The sequence below is a fragment of the Lwoffella lincolnii genome (genome assembly GCF_002014765.1).
In the GTDB taxonomy this organism is placed as follows: domain Bacteria; phylum Pseudomonadota; class Gammaproteobacteria; order Pseudomonadales; family Moraxellaceae; genus Psychrobacter; species Psychrobacter lincolnii.
In genome coordinates this window covers 24544-41672 of the sequence record NZ_MUYT01000009.1, presented here as the reverse complement: position 1 = coordinate 41672, position 17129 = coordinate 24544, and the positions used below count along the sequence as shown (strand labels likewise).

The 17129-nt window shown below is 42.0% G+C and carries 19 protein-coding genes and 1 tRNA gene; 8 read left to right on the top strand and 12 right to left on the bottom strand.

The window, feature by feature from the left end; all coding sequences use genetic code 11:
- Positions 1-10: 10 nt before the first annotated feature.
- The 4 genes from ilvC to B0682_RS07350 all read right to left on the bottom strand — a co-directional run bounded on the left by ilvC (position 11) and on the right by B0682_RS07350 (position 3921).
- Complete coding sequence (gene ilvC / locus B0682_RS07365) at positions 11-1033, bottom strand: ketol-acid reductoisomerase (RefSeq protein WP_078307842.1); 1023 nt, start codon at positions 1031-1033, stop codon at positions 11-13.
- A gap of 75 nt (positions 1034-1108) precedes the next feature.
- On the bottom strand, positions 1109-1690 hold the full coding sequence (locus tag B0682_RS07360) for a hypothetical protein (protein ID WP_078307841.1): 582 nt from the start codon (positions 1688-1690) through the stop codon (positions 1109-1111).
- A 3-nt stretch (positions 1691-1693) separates the two neighbouring features.
- Entirely contained in the window at positions 1694-2212 is a 519-nt protein-coding gene (ilvN, locus tag B0682_RS07355; protein ID WP_078307839.1) for an acetolactate synthase small subunit, read from the bottom strand.
- Positions 2212-3921: an acetolactate synthase 3 large subunit gene (locus B0682_RS07350; RefSeq protein ID WP_240494930.1), complete on the bottom strand. Its 1710-nt coding sequence runs from the start codon at positions 3919-3921 to the stop codon at positions 2212-2214. The genes ilvN and B0682_RS07350 overlap by 1 nt, the downstream gene beginning before the upstream one ends.
- A gap of 755 nt (positions 3922-4676) precedes the next feature.
- Between B0682_RS07350 and B0682_RS07345 the strand changes: the two genes are divergently transcribed.
- Positions 4677-5177: a hypothetical protein gene (locus B0682_RS07345; protein WP_078307837.1), complete on the top strand. Its 501-nt coding sequence runs from the start codon at positions 4677-4679 to the stop codon at positions 5175-5177.
- Positions 5178-5293: 116 nt separating this feature from the next.
- On the opposite strand, the gene lysM is transcribed toward B0682_RS07345, so the two are convergent.
- Together lysM and acpP are read right to left on the bottom strand one after the other, a co-directional pair.
- Complete coding sequence (gene lysM, locus B0682_RS07340) at positions 5294-5803, bottom strand: peptidoglycan-binding protein LysM (RefSeq protein ID WP_078307836.1); 510 nt, start codon at positions 5801-5803, stop codon at positions 5294-5296.
- 62 nt (positions 5804-5865) lie between these two features.
- Positions 5866-6102, bottom strand: coding sequence for an acyl carrier protein (gene acpP, locus B0682_RS07335; protein ID WP_078307835.1), 237 nt, complete (start codon positions 6100-6102; stop codon positions 5866-5868).
- A gap of 352 nt (positions 6103-6454) precedes the next feature.
- Between acpP and gmk the strand changes: the two genes are divergently transcribed.
- The 3 genes from gmk (at position 6455) to B0682_RS07320 (ending at position 7691) form a co-directional block, all read left to right on the top strand.
- Positions 6455-7069, top strand: a complete 615-nt coding sequence (gmk, locus tag B0682_RS07330; protein WP_078307833.1) for a guanylate kinase — start codon at positions 6455-6457, stop codon at positions 7067-7069.
- A gap of 141 nt (positions 7070-7210) precedes the next feature.
- Positions 7211-7471: a DNA-directed RNA polymerase subunit omega gene (rpoZ, locus tag B0682_RS07325; RefSeq protein ID WP_078307832.1), complete on the top strand. Its 261-nt coding sequence runs from the start codon at positions 7211-7213 to the stop codon at positions 7469-7471.
- 144 nt (positions 7472-7615) lie between these two features.
- Positions 7616-7691 (top strand) — tRNA-Asn (locus tag B0682_RS07320).
- A 439-nt stretch (positions 7692-8130) separates the two neighbouring features.
- Here the strand turns inward: B0682_RS07320 and B0682_RS07315 are convergent.
- On the bottom strand, positions 8131-8343 hold the full coding sequence (locus B0682_RS07315) for a PspC domain-containing protein (RefSeq protein ID WP_078307831.1): 213 nt from the start codon (positions 8341-8343) through the stop codon (positions 8131-8133).
- Positions 8344-8605: 262 nt separating this feature from the next.
- Here B0682_RS07315 and nadR point away from each other — a divergent pair, with 262 nt between their 5' ends.
- Positions 8606-9793 carry a multifunctional transcriptional regulator/nicotinamide-nucleotide adenylyltransferase/ribosylnicotinamide kinase NadR gene (nadR, locus tag B0682_RS07310; RefSeq protein WP_078307830.1) on the top strand — a complete coding sequence of 396 codons (1188 nt, stop codon included), beginning with the start codon at positions 8606-8608 and terminating at the stop codon, positions 9791-9793.
- 55 nt (positions 9794-9848) lie between these two features.
- Positions 9849-10595: a nicotinamide riboside transporter PnuC gene (pnuC, locus tag B0682_RS07305; protein ID WP_078307828.1), complete on the top strand. Its 747-nt coding sequence runs from the start codon at positions 9849-9851 to the stop codon at positions 10593-10595.
- A 188-nt stretch (positions 10596-10783) separates the two neighbouring features.
- Here the strand turns inward: pnuC and hisG are convergent, their stop codons facing one another.
- The 4 genes from hisG to B0682_RS07285 form a co-directional block, all read right to left on the bottom strand.
- Positions 10784-11422, bottom strand: coding sequence for an ATP phosphoribosyltransferase (gene hisG / locus B0682_RS07300; protein WP_078307827.1), 639 nt, complete (start codon positions 11420-11422; stop codon positions 10784-10786).
- Between the two features lie 111 nt (positions 11423-11533).
- The gene (murA, locus tag B0682_RS07295; RefSeq protein WP_078307825.1) at positions 11534-12793 is read right to left on the bottom strand and encodes a UDP-N-acetylglucosamine 1-carboxyvinyltransferase; all 1260 of its coding nucleotides are present in this window, start codon (positions 12791-12793) and stop codon (positions 11534-11536) included.
- 105 nt (positions 12794-12898) lie between these two features.
- Positions 12899-13144, bottom strand: coding sequence for a BolA family protein (locus B0682_RS07290; protein WP_078307824.1), 246 nt, complete (start codon positions 13142-13144; stop codon positions 12899-12901).
- 144 nt (positions 13145-13288) lie between these two features.
- The gene (locus B0682_RS07285) at positions 13289-13711 is read right to left on the bottom strand and encodes a YraN family protein (protein WP_078307822.1); all 423 of its coding nucleotides are present in this window, start codon (positions 13709-13711) and stop codon (positions 13289-13291) included.
- Positions 13712-13882: 171 nt separating this feature from the next.
- Between B0682_RS07285 and rsmI the strand changes: the two genes are divergently transcribed.
- Positions 13883-14755 carry a 16S rRNA (cytidine(1402)-2'-O)-methyltransferase gene (gene rsmI, locus B0682_RS07280; RefSeq protein WP_078307821.1) on the top strand — a complete coding sequence of 291 codons (873 nt, stop codon included), beginning with the start codon at positions 13883-13885 and terminating at the stop codon, positions 14753-14755.
- 80 nt (positions 14756-14835) lie between these two features.
- Here the strand turns inward: rsmI and B0682_RS07275 are convergent, their stop codons facing one another.
- Positions 14836-15744: a LysR family transcriptional regulator gene (locus B0682_RS07275; protein ID WP_078307818.1), complete on the bottom strand. Its 909-nt coding sequence runs from the start codon at positions 15742-15744 to the stop codon at positions 14836-14838.
- Between the two features lie 250 nt (positions 15745-15994).
- On the opposite strand from B0682_RS07275, the gene hppD reads away from it, so the two are divergent.
- A complete protein-coding gene (gene hppD, locus B0682_RS07270) occupies positions 15995-17089 on the top strand; it encodes a 4-hydroxyphenylpyruvate dioxygenase (protein WP_078307945.1) in 1095 nt (364 codons plus the stop codon).
- Positions 17090-17129 lie beyond the last annotated feature (40 nt).

The window sequence follows — 17129 nt, the reverse complement described above, 5'->3', positions numbered from 1 at the left end:
GGGCATGTCCCTAATTTTTCTCTTTATCAATGATTTTGTTACCACCAATCCATGGCATCATCGCACGAAGTTTTGCCCCCGTTTTTTCAATCTCATGCTCAGCAGTATTACGGCGACGAGCCGTCATTGACGGGTAGTTAAGCTGACCTTCGGCGATGAACATCTTGGCATATTCGCCTGATTGAATGCGTTTTAACGCATGACGCATCGCTTCACGAGATTGCTCATTGATGACTTCAACACCTGTTACGTATTCGCCATATTCTGCGTTGTTAGAGATTGAGTAGTTCATATCGGCAATACCGCCTTCATACATCAAATCAACGATTAGTTTTAATTCATGCAAACACTCAAAGTACGCCATTTCAGGAGCATAACCAGCTTCAACCAAAGTCTCAAAGCCCATTTTAACCAGCTCTACCGCACCACCACAAAGAACGGCTTGTTCACCAAACAAATCGGTTTCGGTCTCATCTTTAAAACTGGTCTCAATGATGCCAGAGCGACCGCCACCCACGCCAGCAGCATAAGACAGAGCCACTTGCTTGGCATTGCCTGACGCATCACGCCAAATGGCAATCAGGTCAGGGATACCACCGCCTTTGACAAATTCAGAACGGACGGTATGACCGGGGGCTTTTGGGGCAACCATAATCACATCTAAGTCTTTGCGTGGCACAATTTGGTTATAGTGAATGGCAAACCCATGTGCAAAGGCAAGCGTTGCCCCTTGTTTGATGTTTGGTTCAATGTCATTTTCGTACAATTGCTTTTGAAATTCATCTGGGGTCAAAATCATCACCACATCCGCACCAGCAACAGCGTCGGCAGTTTCAGCAACGTTTAGACCAGCATTTTTGGCCTTTTTCCAAGAAGCAGAACCTGCACGTAAGCCCACGGTTACATGAACGCCACTGTCTTTTAGGTTTAGGGCGTGGGCATGACCTTGTGAGCCATAGCCAATGATGGCAACTTTTTTGCCTTGAATGATGGACAAATCACAATCTTTGTCATAATAGATATTTAAGCTCATACGAGTTTCCTTTAAAATTGCCATAAATGGCGTTGGGTTGGATTAAAATTTTCAATGTTTATGCTTAGCAAATATCTATAAATCATACTTATTTTTCAAAGCAATGAAATCTGTATCAATTTTACCCAAAAGAATATTCCAACACTCTTCAATCTTTGGATTTTTAGATATTTCTTCCATAAAACTATCAGCTAATTCAATATTTGCCAAATCACAATCTTTTTCATCTAAATGTTCAGCCTCTTGACCAATTCTATCAAATTCAGAATAAATCACATTATCCACTTCTTGATAAATTGGCATAATTAGAGAGTACCATTTATCAAAAATGTCAACCAAATCTTTTGACAAATAAATTCTATTCTCTTGGATATGTGATTTTATCTGAAAAATCATGCTAAATTTTTTAAGATTTAGTCTATCTAAGAAATCATCAGGTCTGGACTGATTTTCCAAGCTTATAATAGAATATTTATACCTCAAATGAACCAATTCCATATAAGCATTCATCTTGCTAGAAAAGAATATTTTATACTCTTCTTGCAGTATGTTATTTTTTGCCTGTCTTTCCTGCAAAGAGAGTTTTTCCAAAAAACCTAGAATAGGAATAGCACCTAATACCCCAAGAAAAGATGAAAAGAAGCCAGACCAGTCCATAAGCTACACCGCAAGCGTACGTTCACCCCGTGCAATGCCAATCACACCACTTCGCACCACCTCTAAAATGCGTTCACGACCAATCACATCAATAAAGCCGTCCAGCTTGGCAGCGTCCCCAACAATTTGCACTGTATAGATATTGGCAGTCACATCAACAATTTGGGCTCTAAAGATGTCTGCTGAACGCTTGATTTCTTCACGCACATTACCCATCGCTCTCACCTTTATCAGCATCAACTCTCGTTCAACATGCTTATTGTCGGTCAAGTTAATGACTTTCACCACTTCAATCAGCTTATGTAACTGTTTGGTGATTTGCTCAATTTTACTGGGCGATGTGATGGTGGTCAATGTCAATCGTGAGATGCTGGGGTCTTCGGTGGCAGCCACGTTTAATGTTTCAATATTATAACCACGTTGACTAAACAACCCAACCAAACGTGATAATGACCCTGCTTCATTTTCCATTAACACGGAGATTAAGTGCTGTTGATTATTTTGTTGATTATTCTGAGTCATTAGGTGCGTTCCCCTTTTGCTAGCCACATATCACGCATCGATTGCCCAGCCACTTGCATGGGGTAGACATGTTCATTTCTATCCACATACACATCAATAAATACCAAACCATCCATTTCTAGGGCTTGTTTTAGCTCTTGTTCCATGGTTTTGGGGTTGGTGATTTTTACGCCTTTATGTCCATAACTTTCTGCCAATTTGACAAAATCAGGCAATGACTGCATATACGACTGGGCGTGTCTGCCTTCATAAAGCATGTCTTGCCACTGCTTGACCATACCAAGCTGAGCGTTGTTTAAATTTAAAATCTTAACAGGTAAATCATACTGTAAACAAGTAGAGAGCTCTTGAATGTTCATCTGAATTGAGCCTTCACCTGTGATACACACCACATCACGCTCTGGGCAGACCAACTTGGCTGCCATGGCATAGGGCAAACCCACACCCATCGTACCTAGCCCACCTGAGTTTAGCCATTGGCGTGGCTCATCGTACTTGTAATACAAGGCTGCAAACATCTGATGCTGACCGACATCACTGGTGATGATGGCTTGTCCATTGGTGATTTTATAAAGGGCTTCAATCACTTGTTGCGGTTTGATGCCTTGACTGGTGTCAGTATCGTATTTAAGACCATGACGTTTACGCCACTCATCAATCTGCGACCACCAATCCTGCATGGCGTGAGAATCCAGCGTGGCATCAGCTCCCATCTGCTCTAACATGTCTGTCAATACGGATTTGACATCACCCACGATGGGTATATGGGCATTGATGGTTTTTGAGATAGACGCAGGGTCAATGTCAATATGAATGATGGTGGCATTGAGACAAAATTTATTGACGTTATTGGTTACACGGTCATCAAACCTTGCCCCCACCGCTAAGATGACATCAGCGTGGTGCATGGTCATGTTGGCTTCATAAGTGCCGTGCATGCCCAGCATGCCCAAAAATTGATGGTCAGACCCAGGATACGCCCCCAATCCCATTAAAGTGGTCGTAACAGGTAAGTTAAGGCGTTGTGCCAACCGTCTTAGCTCTTTGTGAGCATGGCTTGAAATAACACCACCACCTGAATAGATGACAGGACGCTTGGCGGATAATAAAGCATCAATGGCTTTTTTGACCTGTCCTGTATGACCTTTAACCGATGGCTGATATGATCGCACATGCACTGTTTTAGGAAAATGATAAGCAAACTTCTCATTTGGCGCAGTCATGTCTTTTGGCACATCAATGACAACAGGGCCCGGTCTTCCTGAAGACGCAATATAAAATGCTTTTTTGACAATGATGGGAATGTCTTTAGGGTCACGCACAACAAAACTGTGTTTCACCACAGGGCGAGACACCCCAATCATGTCGCATTCTTGAAAGGCATCATCACCTATCAAGCCAGATGGCACTTGCCCTGTGATCACCACCATGGGAATGCTGTCCATAAACGCTGTGGCGATGGCGGTAACTGTATTGGTCGCACCCGGTCCTGATGTCGCCAGCACCACCCCTGTACGCCCTGTAACACGGCTATAAGCATCCGCCATGTGTCCTGCCGCCTGCTCGTGGCGAACCAAAATATGTTCTATTTTGTCTTGCTTAAATAGGGCATCATAAATGTGTAACACCGCCCCACCAGGATAGCCAAAAATATACTCCACACCCTCATCAATCAAGGCTTGTACCAGTATCTCAGCACCAGAGAGCATCACCTCTTGCCCTGATGCAAGACGCTCTTGGTCTTGGCGAAAATCCTTTGCCGCATCTGCCGTCTGTGTATGCCCTGTCATATTTGGGCTTTGCGTTGTCTGCGTCACCGTTAAATCCTCTTTATACAAATCCTCTTCATCAAAAAAGCCAATAAAATCGCATACGATTTATAGACCATTAAAATAGATTGATGGGGTAAATATATCAAGGACTTAGATAAGTGCCAAAAATACCGTAATAAAGTACAAAGCAAAACACAATGTAACGCACAAAATCATGGCTGATGGCGGTTTACCATGGCATGACACCAATTTAATGCTTACCGTCATGTGAATGCTTAAAGTCATGCTAAAAACACACATCTGACAGCTAAAAATGGCATAAAGTCATTGTAGACCGGTAAGTCCAAGATGATGAGTCAGTTTGACACATCACAATGCCAAGCACTCAACCCACATCACAAAGAAGCCAAGACCACCTTTCATCAAAGATAAATAACAGCATTGATAAATACTGCCTGTCATTGACTTACAAATCATCTGCCGCAACGATACACCAGCGATGACTGACTAATCTATGCCCTAATCATCATGAATTTATTAAGTCTTGTCAAGAAAATAATCTGAACACTTGACCAAACAATGTGTTATACAATAATCTTGACACAACTGAATGATTGTTTAGGCAAATTTGTTATCATAGTCTCATCTGGTTTTTAGACTTCTTTTTTTATCTTTTTTTATAGGACACAACGATGAAATCATCTCCATTTAATACCCAATGGCTTAACTTGCTGTTCAGACTGAGCATCAGCGGGGTGCTGGCACTATCAGCAGTCAATGGCAATGCCATTACTTACTATAAATCCACTGGCAATCATGGTGAAATCAGATTCAGCCAATTTCCCCCAACCAATGGCAAATTTGAAGTGGTTGAACTCAGAAGCGATGGAAGACAAGTCGATGCAGGACAAATGGCAGGCACAACCGACCCCAACGCCCAAAACAATGCCCCAACAACTCAAGACCAAGAAAAGCAAGCCATGCAAAAACGCATTGACGAGCTTGAAAAACAAGAAAACATCCGCCGTTGCCAAAGCTTGCGTAACAACTTAGCAAGCCTAAACTCAGGCGGTCGCATCTACGAGCAAGCCGATGATGGCTCAAAGCAGTTCTTAGATGACCAAACCATTGAACAAAGACGAGATAAAATTCAACAAGCACTCAACCAGTACTGCTCTGGTCAAACCACTTAAGTGAATTTAACTTAATTGTTTTTACTTATCATCTCAAAAAAATACGTCCCTTAAGCTAAGGGACGTTTTGATATGAACGTAATATGAATATGATATGAATAAGAAAAAAGCCCAAATTACGCTTTAGGAATACGCAACACTTGACCAGGATAAATCTTATCAGGATTGCTTAACATGGGCTTATTGGCTTCAAAGATTTGCATGTATTTGTTGGCATCGCCATACATATCACGTGCAATCTTAGACAAAGTATCGCCAGATTTCACCGTGTACATTTGTGATTCAGGAGCTTTGTCTTGCACATCAATAGCATCAACCACTTTAGCCACATGTTGCACATTGCCAACAGCGATGATGGCTTTTTCACGGTCGGCTTGAGTTTTGGCAGTACCACTGATTTCTGCGGTGTCTGTCGTGCCATTGTATTTCACTTTTAAGTTGTCAATATTGACATTTTGTTGTTGAATGCGTTTTAATAACAAATTGGCAACCGATTGAGCAGATGGCTCAGTAGTGGCTGGTGGTTTGGCAGCATCTGCTTGGGTTTCTTTTTGTGCGTCATGTTTGGCATCATCACGATTAAAAATCTTATCACCAATATCTTTAGCAAAACTAAAAATTCCCATCACATATTCCTTATTAAAAATTATAAAAAGATGAATAAAAAGATTAAAAGTTATAAAAAGCGTTATAGATTTTCTTTCACATAGTCAATGGCTTTTTGTACTGTGGTCAGCTCGCTTGAGTCTTCATCAGGAATGGTGATGCCAAAATCACTCTCAAAGGTCATGATTAACTCAACCAAATCAAGCGAATCTGCACCTAAGTCTTCCATAAAAGACGCATCATTGCTGATTTCTTCTATATTTTTGCCCAACTGTTCAGCAACCGCTGATTTTACTTGTAGTTCAACATCATTACTCATGATAATACTCCTTAAATTCAGATTGTGTGCTAAAATAAACGTCAGCATATTAGCAAATTTTTACCATTTTGGGCAGATTTTTTGGGCAGATTAATGTGCCACTTAACTCATTTTTAGACAGTTTTTAGATTTTAGATGGTTTTTAGACGATTGTTTTCACCACTCACTGAAGCATCTGCTTAAAATCGCCAAACCATCGCACCCAAACCATCGCACCCAAGTCATGGTAAACATAACAGCCATAGCAAGTATGACAGCTTTATGATTATAAAAAAGTTAACATATGTACACTGTAATAATTTGTAGCCAATCAGTCATCACCATTCATCACCCTTTTTGCATGTGAGGTCATATGTCAGGATCACTTTTTATCATCACGGCGGCATCAGGCACAGGCAAAACTTCCTTAGTGAAAGCACTGCTGAAATCCATAGACAACTTAAAAGTGAGCATATCGCACACCACACGCTCACCAAGAGCAGGAGAAATTGACGGACAGCATTATCATTTTATCACCACCGATGACTTCAAAAATGGGATTGAACAGGGACAATTTTTAGAGCATGCTCATGTCTTTGATAATTATTATGGCACATCAGAACAAAGCGTCAAAGACATGCTGGCTAAAGGTGTTGATGTCATCTTAGAAATCGACTGGCAAGGAGCATTGCAAGTCAAAAAACTTCTGCCTGATGCGGTGATGATTTTTATCCTACCACCCAGCAAGACCACTTTAAGTGAACGTCTGTGTAATAGAGCCACAGACAGCGAAGACGTCATTAACAATCGTCTGTCAGGGGCAGTCACTGAGATGAAAAACCATGTCAACTTTGATTATCTGGTGATTAATGATGATTTTGCCACAGCGTTAGCAGAACTGACCGCCATCATCATCAGCCAACGGCTGACCCAAGCCAAACAAAGCATCAAGCATCAAGCCCTTATCAGTGATTTATTGACACAATGACCTTTTCATAAAATGACCTTTTCATGGAATAACCACATCTGCTACTGGCGAATTGTTATGGGTTCTGCTATCATCAGCCGTTTGACTGATTGTCATCATTGGCAATCACACTTAGCGATTGATATCAAGTGAGGGTTTAACATGGCACGCATCACCATTGAAGATTGTTTGGATAAAGTGGATAACCGTTTTGAGTTAATTTTGGTCGCCAGCAAGCGCGCTCGTCAACTTGCCAAGGGCATTGCAGAGCCAACCGTTGCCGTAGAAAATGACAAACCAACGGTATTGGCACTAAGAGAAATCGCCGCAGGTAATGTGGATAAAGACATTTTAAAACAAACCGAACTGGATTTTGCCACCAATCGCATGGAGCTGAGTTTTGCTTCAGGTCATGGTTTTTAGTCAGTTTGGCACGTGAGATGAATGAGATGATGTGGCGTAAAATGATGTGGATTGCCTCATTTTTTTATAAAAGATAAAAAAAGTCTTGACGAATAAATTATCTTTGGTAGAATACGCCCACTCAATGAAAGTTACAGAACTTATTCCCCAATAGCTCAGTTGGTAGAGCATCGGACTGTTAATCCGTGTGTCCCTGGTTCGAGCCCAGGTTGGGGAGCCACTTTTTGGCTTATGCCAAGACCGCCATCATACCCCTTATGGCGGTTTTTTTATGTCTGTACATTGACAAAAAATGTCAATAAAAAATTCAGACAAAAAAATACCCAGATGTATCAGGGCATCTGGGCAGGAGGAAAATGGTCTGTTATGGATGATGATTCATCTGTCAGACATCGGTGGCTATGACAATCTGGTCATGTGATAACCATTGATAAGCAACATTAACCACAACGTTTGCCACTGGTTTTATTTTTATTATTATTATTAATAATCAACCATAATAAGGATATTGGCTAATTTTTCAAGTGGTTTTTGATTGATTTTTTAATTGATTTTTTGATAACAGATGGCATCAGCAATGAATATGCGTGCTTATTTTTTTATACTGATGTCTGTTATTTTATTTATCGCTTGTGATTTATCAGTTTGGCATTCAAGCCTTATTGATAAGATTTGGCGGTGGCATTTGGCATCAGTAGCCACAAAACAATGTAAATCAAAATACCTGGAACCGCAGCACTGGCGGTAGAAATAATCACGAATAATAAACGTGTCATGGTGGGTGACCAGCCTAAATATTCAGCAATGCCACCCATGACCCCTGCCACCATACGATGCTTACGAGAGCGATGCAATTTGGTGAGTTTGTCCATGTTACAATTCCAAACAAAAATCTAAGCAATTGAATAAAAAATTAATTATTGACTGGTAAGTCAGCATTGTTTGTTTACTTATCTTATTGATAAGTATAAGAGATTTTTATAAAAAGTCCATGGTCATTTGCCCCTTGCTTTGTGTATTTTTGCTACCAAAGCTTGCTTAAGTTTAAGAATAGATGATAATCATACTAAGCCACGCCCACTAAAGCCACTGCCACTAAGCCATTTTCATAGTAAAATCAGTAAACACAAACTTATGACCACAGATAAACACTCACTTGCCCCCACTGCCTTATTGATTGATCACTTTGAGCCGTTAACGCTTACGCACATGCAACAAATCATAGACCTGTCAGGGCAAACCAAAAAGTTGCATGTGTTAATCACAACACACCCCAAGCCTAACCCCAATTTTAACATTACTTTGGCGGATAAGGCTCGTTGGCTACAGATGGCCTGTGCTGATTTGCCGTTTATTCATATTCACACCAGCACCTCGGTATTAGCAGCAGACAGTTGTGATAAGGTTGATGATAAAAATGGGATTGATGACATTGTGGCAGATTTTTTGTCAATGACGGCTGATACGGTGGCTGATACAGACAACGCTTGTGAGCAGGATTTGACACAAATGGCGGTTTATGTGATTGCTGAAACATTGATTGATACCGATACTGATGTTAAGCATGATGCTCAGCATGGCAGCGTTATTCCCCAAGTTGATACCCAAGACCAAGTTACCATTCAAGACCAAGTTACCATTAAAGTTACCCCCGCAGGACTGACGGTGCATCATCTGCCCAATAAGACAAAAGCTGGCCATCAGCCCAGCCATCAAGAAATACACGCCAATCCTGCCCATCATTGGCACGCCATTCACCCGAAGGCTCGTGGTAGTTATACCAAGACGGTGGCGATTGTCGGTGGTGAAAGCTCAGGGAAAACCACCCTACTGCATAAGTTGGTTAATCATTATGGGGCAAGTCATGCGTTAGAGATGGGTCGATTGTTTGTCCAGACGGATTTGGGTGGCAGTGAAGTGGGCATGCAGTATGATGATTATCCACGGATAGCAACTGACCATGAGCAAGCCATTCGTGAAGCGGTGAATCAGGCGGACGCTCCTGTAACCTTTGTGGACACAGATTTTGTGACCACGCAAGCATTTTGTGAAGAATACGAAGGGCGAACACATCCGTTTTTGACAGCATGTATTGAAACCTTTCGGTTGGATCACACCATCATGCTGGATAACAATACGCCTTGGGTTGCTGATGGCATGCGTTCACTGGGCAGTAATGATGCTCGCAATCGCTTTAAAAGGCGGTTAAATGATATTTTTGCTCGGCATGGGATTGAGCCACATTGTATTGATGACAAGACGTATCATCAGCGGTATTTGGCAGCGGTGAGGTTTGTGGATAAAGTGGTTTTTGGACGGTAGTTTGATTTGTCTAAAAAATCAAATGTTAAAAAATCAAGTTTTAAGGGATAAAGTGATGCGAATTAAGTTATTGGATAATATCACAGGCAAGTGGGCGACACATTGGATTATAACGTGGTTTGTGTGTGGGGTGTTGGCGTTGTCGGTGGGCTTTTGGCGGTTTACTGAGCGGGCAGGGCTGGATTGGTTTTATTTGGGGGTATCGTTCGTTGGGCTTTTGTGTGTGGTGAGCTTGTCGTTTCGCAAAAATGTGATGGGCAATGGGCTGGGCATGACGGCAACCGCTGGTGAAGTGGTGGTACAGGCAACGGCTGGGTCGGTGGGGTTGATGCTCGCTCCGATGTTTAATTTTTTTACCCATGTGTATGGGCTGTTTTATTGGTCAAAAAATACCGATGGTGACGGCAATATGGTGCCAAAATCTGCCAATAAGTGGGTGTTGCTGGTAACGGCTGGGTTTATTGCGGTGGGGCTGGCATTGTTTCCAACGGTGAATGCGTGGCTGGCAGACATGGGTTATGTGGTGGTTGAAGATGATGGCAGTCAGTTTTTGGGCTGGATTGACTTTTTTTGGATTAATGTGTTGGCGTTTGTACTGTCAATCACGGCTCAAGCAATGATGATTTTGCGGTATTCATTGAATTGGTGGTTGTGGATTGCGGTAAATTTTGTTTGGTTGATTGTCAATTTAATGAGTGGCAATGTGATTTTTGCCATTCAGACAATGGTATATCAGATAAATGCCTTTGTGGGGTTGTATGAGTGGTACAAAAATGAGCGGAATTTTGATGCCCATTCTTAAACCAAACGCTGTTTTTTAAACGCCATTTTTTAAACACTGGTTTATTGCTGATATGTGCGTGCAAGGACAATGGATAGGCAGTTTGAAAAATGGCACACTTGCGTTTGTGCCAAGCTTATGTTCTAAGTTGATATGTTAGGCTTGTGTGCTAAATTGGTGTGCCAAGCCTGTCAATTTGACAAAAAACATCAAACAGAAGCTGATTTCAGACTGCTCAAAATTGGCTTAAGTAAAGCAAATTTACGTTTGTAACTGACTTGATTGACAATCAAGCGTGATGACACATCACAAATATGCTCAAGTGGTTCAAGCCCATTGGCTCTTAGGGTGTTGCCTGTGTCCACCACGTCCACAATCAAATCACCCAGCCCCACCAAAGGGGCAAGCTCCATTGAGCCGTATAGCTTGATGATGTCGACTTGCTCACCTTGACTGGCAAAATGGTTACGTGCCACATTGACATATTTGGTGGCAACACGCAAACGGCGGTTGGGCAATGCCTGCCCTTTAATCCCTGCGGTCATCAGCTTGCATTGGGCAATTTGCAAATCCAGCAATTCATACAGGTGTTTTGCTCCGTGTTCAAGTAAGACATCTTTGCCTGCCACGCCAAAGTCCGCCGCCCCATGCTCTACATAAGTTGGCACATCAGATGCTCGCAATATTAATATCCGTACGCTTGGGTGCGTGGTGGGAAATATCAGTTTGCGAGATTTGTCAGGATTTTCAAGCAATTCAATACCAGCAGTCTTAAATAAAGGTAACGTCTCTTTTAAAATGCGTCCCTTAGATAAGGCCAGGGTTAAGCCGTTATGGGTATCGGTCATATCGTTCAGTCATTCAATTTTAGATGGTATTGTTATGGATTAAAGGGGACAAATCTACTTTTGCCCCCTGCCCATTTTAAGAAAGGCTTTGCCATTATTTAATACGCTCAATTATTTAATACGCTCAATGTTGACACCCAAGCCATGCAATTTGTTTTCCACATTTTCATAGCCACGGTCAATGTGATAAATACGGTCAAGTACCGTCTGACCATCTGCCACCGCCGCCGCCATCACAAGCGACATCGACGCTCGCAAATCAGTTGCCATCACGGGGGCTGCGGTAAAGCCTGACACCCCTGTTACCACCGCTGTATGCCCATCAATCCGAATGTCTGCCCCAAGACGCTTTAACTCTGGCACGTGCATGTAACGGTTTTCAAAGATGTTCTCGATGATGGTGCTTGTGCCATCAGCCAAACAACACACTGCCATCAGTTGAGCTTGCATGTCGGTTGGAAAGCCGGGATGTGGCTGGGTGCGAATATCCACAGGCTTAGGGCGACCTGTCATTTGCACTCGTATCCAATCATCGCCTGTGCTGACGGTTGCGCCCATTTGTTCAAATTTATGTAATACTGGGTGCAAAAACTCTGCCGATGTGTTTTTGGTCAACACATCACCCCCACTCATCAAAGCACCTGCCAAATAAGAGCCTGTCTCAATGCGGTCAGCAATGACACGATATTCACAACCGTGCAAGCTATCTACACCTTCAATCATCATCGTTGCAGTGCCAATGCCATGAATTTTTGCCCCCATTTTGACCAACATGTTGGCAAGGTCAACCACTTCAGGCTCTCTGGCACAATTTTCAAGGCGAGTCACCCCTTTTGCCAACACTGCTGCCATGATGACATTTTCAGTACCGCCAACCGTTACCACATCAAAACTATGGTCACAGCCGATAAGCCGACCACCTTTGGGCGCACGAGCTTTCACATAGCCATTTTCTACCGTGATGGTTGCCCCCATCGCTTCAAATGCTTTTAGGTGCTGATCAACAGGGCGAGAGCCAATGGCACACCCCCCTGGCAAGGACACTTCAGCTTCGCCAAAGCGCGCCAATAATGGCCCTAACACCAAAATAGACGCTCGCATGGTTTTGACCAATTCATACGGGGCAAAACAGCCATCGATGGTCTTAGCATCACAGTTGACGGTATCGCCTTGTTTGTCAATGGCAATGCCCATGCCACCAATCAATTTAATCAAAGTACGCACATCTTGCAGACTGGGGACATTGTGCAGCGTGGTGGGCGTTTTTGCCAAAATCATCGCTGCCAATAGGGGCAATGCGGCATTTTTTGCCCCTGAAATGGCCACTTCTCCAGCGATGCGACCATTGCCTGTGATTAAAAATTTGTCCATGTTATTGCTTCTGTCTGTATTGCGTCAAAAAATATTGCATCAAAAAAATAATGAAATGGTGGCGATGTGTGTTCGGTTGCACTGGCTGTTAAACCATTGGCCATTTCACGAATTGGCTTGATTTTGCCATTCAGCAAAGGTTAAGGCGTGAATATTTAGGGCGTGGATTTCGCCACTACTGATAAAATGGTTGGTCAAGGCATAAACAGCCTGTTGGCGTTGTACCAATCGCTTGCCAGTAAACCCATCATCAATGATACGCAACTCAAACTTATTACCTTGATTGACAGCATCAATGGTGGCGTTAGGAAAATGTGGCTGTAAAAAAGCGATTAAATCATCAGCGGTCATGGGCAACGTCCTAAATGGTTTTGGTCAAATGGTTTGATTATTAGCCATCAAGCTAACAAGCTAAAATGATTAAAAAAGGTTGATTATATCAATCATAAACATGTTTTACCATGCCCAACTTAACCTAACATACATAATAAGAAGTTACGCAATAAAGGCGGATTGAAGCCAAATCAATGGAACTTGCTCATCTTTGATTGTTGAGCCATTGATTGTTGAGCCATTGATTGAGCCGTGAAATACCACCACATCAAATCGCACATCATAATCTGCAAACTGCTCATGGCATTGCAAAAAAGCTTGGGTGGCTTTGATGATTTTACGCTGTTTGCTGGGGGTGATGCTGTCTAAACCTGTGCCAAAATTGCTCATGTTTCGCTGACGCACTTCGACAATCACAAGGCTTGGCAATTGTTCCCTATCATCAATCATCACCAAATCAAGCTCACCAATATTTTTATGGTGCCAGTTTTTAGCAAAAAACGTTAGGCCTTGAGCTTCAAGATGGTGTTTGGCAAGGGTTTCATAGTGATTGCCTTGCTGTTGTTTGGGGGAGTTAAGTTTCATTTTTCGGGGCATTAATTTAGGGGCATTAAGTTTATTTAGAGACATTAAGTTTGGGGGAATGAAGTTTTATCATGATGACTTATGATAAAGTCTGACAGTCCATATGTTGAACAAACCGCATATCCAAATGGTTTATAATATCATCAGATTTTCACATGTTTGAGAAAAAAAATGACCAATCAGCAAACCCCAACCCAAGGTATCCCAGCCCAAGGCACACTTTACATCGTCGCCACACCCATTGGCAACCTGAGCGACATCACCGCTCACGCCATCAACTGCCTAAAAACCGCTGACTTCATCGCCTGTGAAGACACCCGCACATCAAGCAAATTGCTTAACCACTTTAACATCACCAGCAAAACCATCGCCTACCATGACCACAATGCCAACAGCCAAACCAGCAAACTTATTGAACTTTTGCAACAAGGCAACACCATTGCCCTAATCTCAGATGCAGGCACACCGCTCATCAGTGACCCTGGGTTTCGACTGGTTAAAGCGTGTCATGACAATGGCATTAAAACATCACCTGTGGCTGGAGCGTGTGCAGCCATCATGGCGTTATCGGTGGCAGGGTTGCCTTCAGATAAGTTTTATTTTTATGGATTTTTGCCTGCCAAAACTTCAGGGCGACAAAGTGAGCTTACCAAACTTCAAAACATGAATGCCACCATGATTTTTTATGAAGCACCGCATCGCATTATTGATTGTGTGACAGACTTGATGGCAGTATTGGGTAAGGAGCGTGAAGTTACCTTTTGCCGAGAGATGAGTAAAACCTTTGAAACCATTCATCACACAACGCTTGCAGGTTTATCTGATTTTATTCAAGCGGATAATCATCAACAAAAAGGTGAGATGGTGCTGGTGGTGGCTGGGGCAAATAAACCCACCGATGATGTGGCAAAACATGATAAATTGTTAACACGCCTGTTGCAAGATTTATCAATAAAAAAAGCCGCCCAACTGGCAAGTGACATCACAGGAATCAGAAAAAACGTTCTATATGAACGAATGTTACGATTACAAAAGCAAACATGATAAAACCAACATCACAAAAACAAGCCAAAATGAGTAAAAATTTAAGGTTGCTTATTTTAAAGTTACTTATTTAAAGTTACTTATTTAAAATGACTTGATGATGCTGGGTACATACCACTTAAAAATTTTTTAAAAGCCATCATGGCAGGTGATAATGTGCGATGGGTGCGTTGGTATAAAAAAAATCGCCGTTTTATCACAGGGTTAATCAACTGTTTCATCACCAAACCTTGTTGAGACACCCGTTCTGATGCGTAAGGTAAGCACAATGTCAGTCCCAAACCTTGTTTAGTCAAAGCAAAGGCTGTTGATAAAAAGTTCACTTCATATTGTGGCTGTTTTAATACTTGAGCCAATGTCTCAGGCAAATCTTGCAATAAATGCTTGGTAAATGGTCCTTGTAATGTAATCATTGGCTCATCTTGTAAATCCAACCATCGCACTTGTGATTGCTGGCTTAAACGATGATGCGAGGGCATGACCACAAAAAAGGGCAATTCAAACAAAAACTCTGCTTTAATATCATCATCAAATGCCCGCTCTGCTCCAAGTCCAAAATCCACATCCATGCTCTGTACCCTTTGCAGAACCATCTCAACTGAACAATCAATCAAGGTGAATTGAATGTGCGGATAAGTTTTTTGAAAATTGGCAATCACCATTGGCATCATCGAGGCAGCAAACTGCTGAGAAACCGCAATACGCACTTGCCCTTGCTCTAATTTATTAAACATGGTTATCTGACTTTCAAACACCATCAATTCATGAATGATACGTTGGGCTTGTGGCAATAATTGCTCCCCCAACTGCGATAGGTTTAATTGCCGTGTGGTTCGGTCAAATACTTGAAAACCAAGCGTATTTTCCAGCTCTTTGATTAAACCACTCAGTGCTGATTGAGACAGATGCAAATGTTGTGCTGCTGCTGTGAAGTTTTGGTACTTTGCCACTGTGATAAACGCCCGTAATTGTTTGATGGTGATATTCATAATATTTTCCGATAAATATATTAAAAAAAACTGATAGCCTAATAAATGTAACTGTTTTATGATGTCAGAGCAACCATAAGGAAGCAGTCATAAAAAAGCAGTCATCAAGATTGGTTTTTATCATCTGCTCACTTTTTATCACCTGCCAGCTACCTGCCAGCTTAGATACTGAGCATCTATGGCACGACACGTTGACACGTTGTTTATCACCATCATTGTTTACCACCATCATTGTCAAAAGGAACTGGACATGACAGATTTATTTGATAACCCAATGGGACTGCAAGGTTTTGAATTTCTTGAGTTTTCTTCACCCAATCCAGAGCAACTCAAACAATTATTTGAAAAAATCGGATTTACCCACATTGCCAATCACCGTTCAAAAAATGTGCAATTATATCGCCAAGGTGATATTAATTTTATCCTAAATCAAGAACCCAACAGCGTGGCATCTCACTTTGCTGATGAACATGGAGCAGGTGCATGTGGCATGGCATTTCGTGTCAAAAATGCTCAACACGCCCACAACCGTGCCATCGAGATGGGGGCTTTGCCCATTGAGCTTAACACCAATGCCATGGAACTCAAACTTCCTGCCATTAAAGGCATTGGTGGTAGCTTGATTTATTTGATTGACCGTTTTGAAGATGGCAGCAGTATTTATGACATTGATTTTGAATATTTGCCCAATGTGGACAAGCACCCTATTGGTCATGGATTAAAGGTGATTGACCATCTCACCCATAACCTTTACCGTGGTCGCATGGATTATTGGTACAATTTTTATCAAAAGGTCTTTAATTTTCAAGAAATTCGTTATTTTGACATTAAAGGTGAATACACAGGTCTTACTAGCCGTGCGTTAACCGCTCCTGATGGCAAAATTCGCATTCCATTGAATGAAGAATCTAAACAAGGTGGCGGACAGATTGAAGAGTTTTTGTTGCAATTTAATGGTGAAGGCATTCAACACATTGCGTTACTCAGTGATAATTTATTAGCCACCATTGATAAGTTGCGTGAAGCAGGAGTGCCATTGATGACTGCCCCTAAAGACACTTATTATGAAATGCTCGATGAGCGTTTGCCAAATCATGGTGAGCCTGTGGCAGAGCTACAATCTCGGGGTATTTTATTAGATGGCACAACAGAAGACGGACACCCAAGATTGTTGTTACAGATTTTTTCAGAGACGGTGATGGGACCTGTATTTTTTGAGTTTATTCAACGCAAAGGGGACTATCGTGAGGGTTTTGGTGAGGGCAATTTTAAGGCGTTATTTGAATCCATTGAACGAGACCAAATCCGCCGTGGGGTATTGACAACAGACCCACAAGATTTATGATGTTGGTGAATTGATATTGACTAATATCTGTTTGTTAAAA

Bases quoted from the DNA above. Each gene is read 5' to 3' on its own strand.
- ilvC (WP_078307842.1), bottom strand. From the start codon at position 1,033: ATGAGCTTAAATATCTATTATGACAAAGATTGTGATTTGTCCATCATT.
- B0682_RS07360 (WP_078307841.1), bottom strand. From the start codon at position 1,690: ATGGACTGGTCTGGCTTCTTTTCATCTTTTCTTGGGGTATTAGGTGCT.
- ilvN (WP_078307839.1), bottom strand. From the start codon at position 2,212: ATGACTCAGAATAATCAACAAAATAATCAACAGCACTTAATCTCCGTG.
- B0682_RS07350 (WP_240494930.1), bottom strand. From the start codon at position 3,921: ATGCTCTCTGGTGCTGAGATACTGGTACAAGCCTTGATTGATGAGGGT.
- B0682_RS07345 (WP_078307837.1), top strand. From the start codon at position 4,677: ATGAAATCATCTCCATTTAATACCCAATGGCTTAACTTGCTGTTCAGA.
- lysM (WP_078307836.1), bottom strand. From the start codon at position 5,803: ATGGGAATTTTTAGTTTTGCTAAAGATATTGGTGATAAGATTTTTAAT.
- acpP (WP_078307835.1), bottom strand. From the start codon at position 6,102: ATGAGTAATGATGTTGAACTACAAGTAAAATCAGCGGTTGCTGAACAG.
- gmk (WP_078307833.1), top strand. From the start codon at position 6,455: ATGTCAGGATCACTTTTTATCATCACGGCGGCATCAGGCACAGGCAAA.
- rpoZ (WP_078307832.1), top strand. From the start codon at position 7,211: ATGGCACGCATCACCATTGAAGATTGTTTGGATAAAGTGGATAACCGT.
- B0682_RS07315 (WP_078307831.1), bottom strand. From the start codon at position 8,343: ATGGACAAACTCACCAAATTGCATCGCTCTCGTAAGCATCGTATGGTG.
- nadR (WP_078307830.1), top strand. From the start codon at position 8,606: ATGACCACAGATAAACACTCACTTGCCCCCACTGCCTTATTGATTGAT.
- pnuC (WP_078307828.1), top strand. From the start codon at position 9,849: ATGCGAATTAAGTTATTGGATAATATCACAGGCAAGTGGGCGACACAT.
- hisG (WP_078307827.1), bottom strand. From the start codon at position 11,422: ATGACCGATACCCATAACGGCTTAACCCTGGCCTTATCTAAGGGACGC.
- murA (WP_078307825.1), bottom strand. From the start codon at position 12,793: ATGGACAAATTTTTAATCACAGGCAATGGTCGCATCGCTGGAGAAGTG.
- B0682_RS07290 (WP_078307824.1), bottom strand. From the start codon at position 13,144: ATGACCGCTGATGATTTAATCGCTTTTTTACAGCCACATTTTCCTAAC.
- B0682_RS07285 (WP_078307822.1), bottom strand. From the start codon at position 13,711: ATGAAACTTAACTCCCCCAAACAACAGCAAGGCAATCACTATGAAACC.
- rsmI (WP_078307821.1), top strand. From the start codon at position 13,883: ATGACCAATCAGCAAACCCCAACCCAAGGTATCCCAGCCCAAGGCACA.
- B0682_RS07275 (WP_078307818.1), bottom strand. From the start codon at position 15,744: ATGAATATCACCATCAAACAATTACGGGCGTTTATCACAGTGGCAAAG.
- hppD (WP_078307945.1), top strand. From the start codon at position 15,995: ATGACAGATTTATTTGATAACCCAATGGGACTGCAAGGTTTTGAATTT.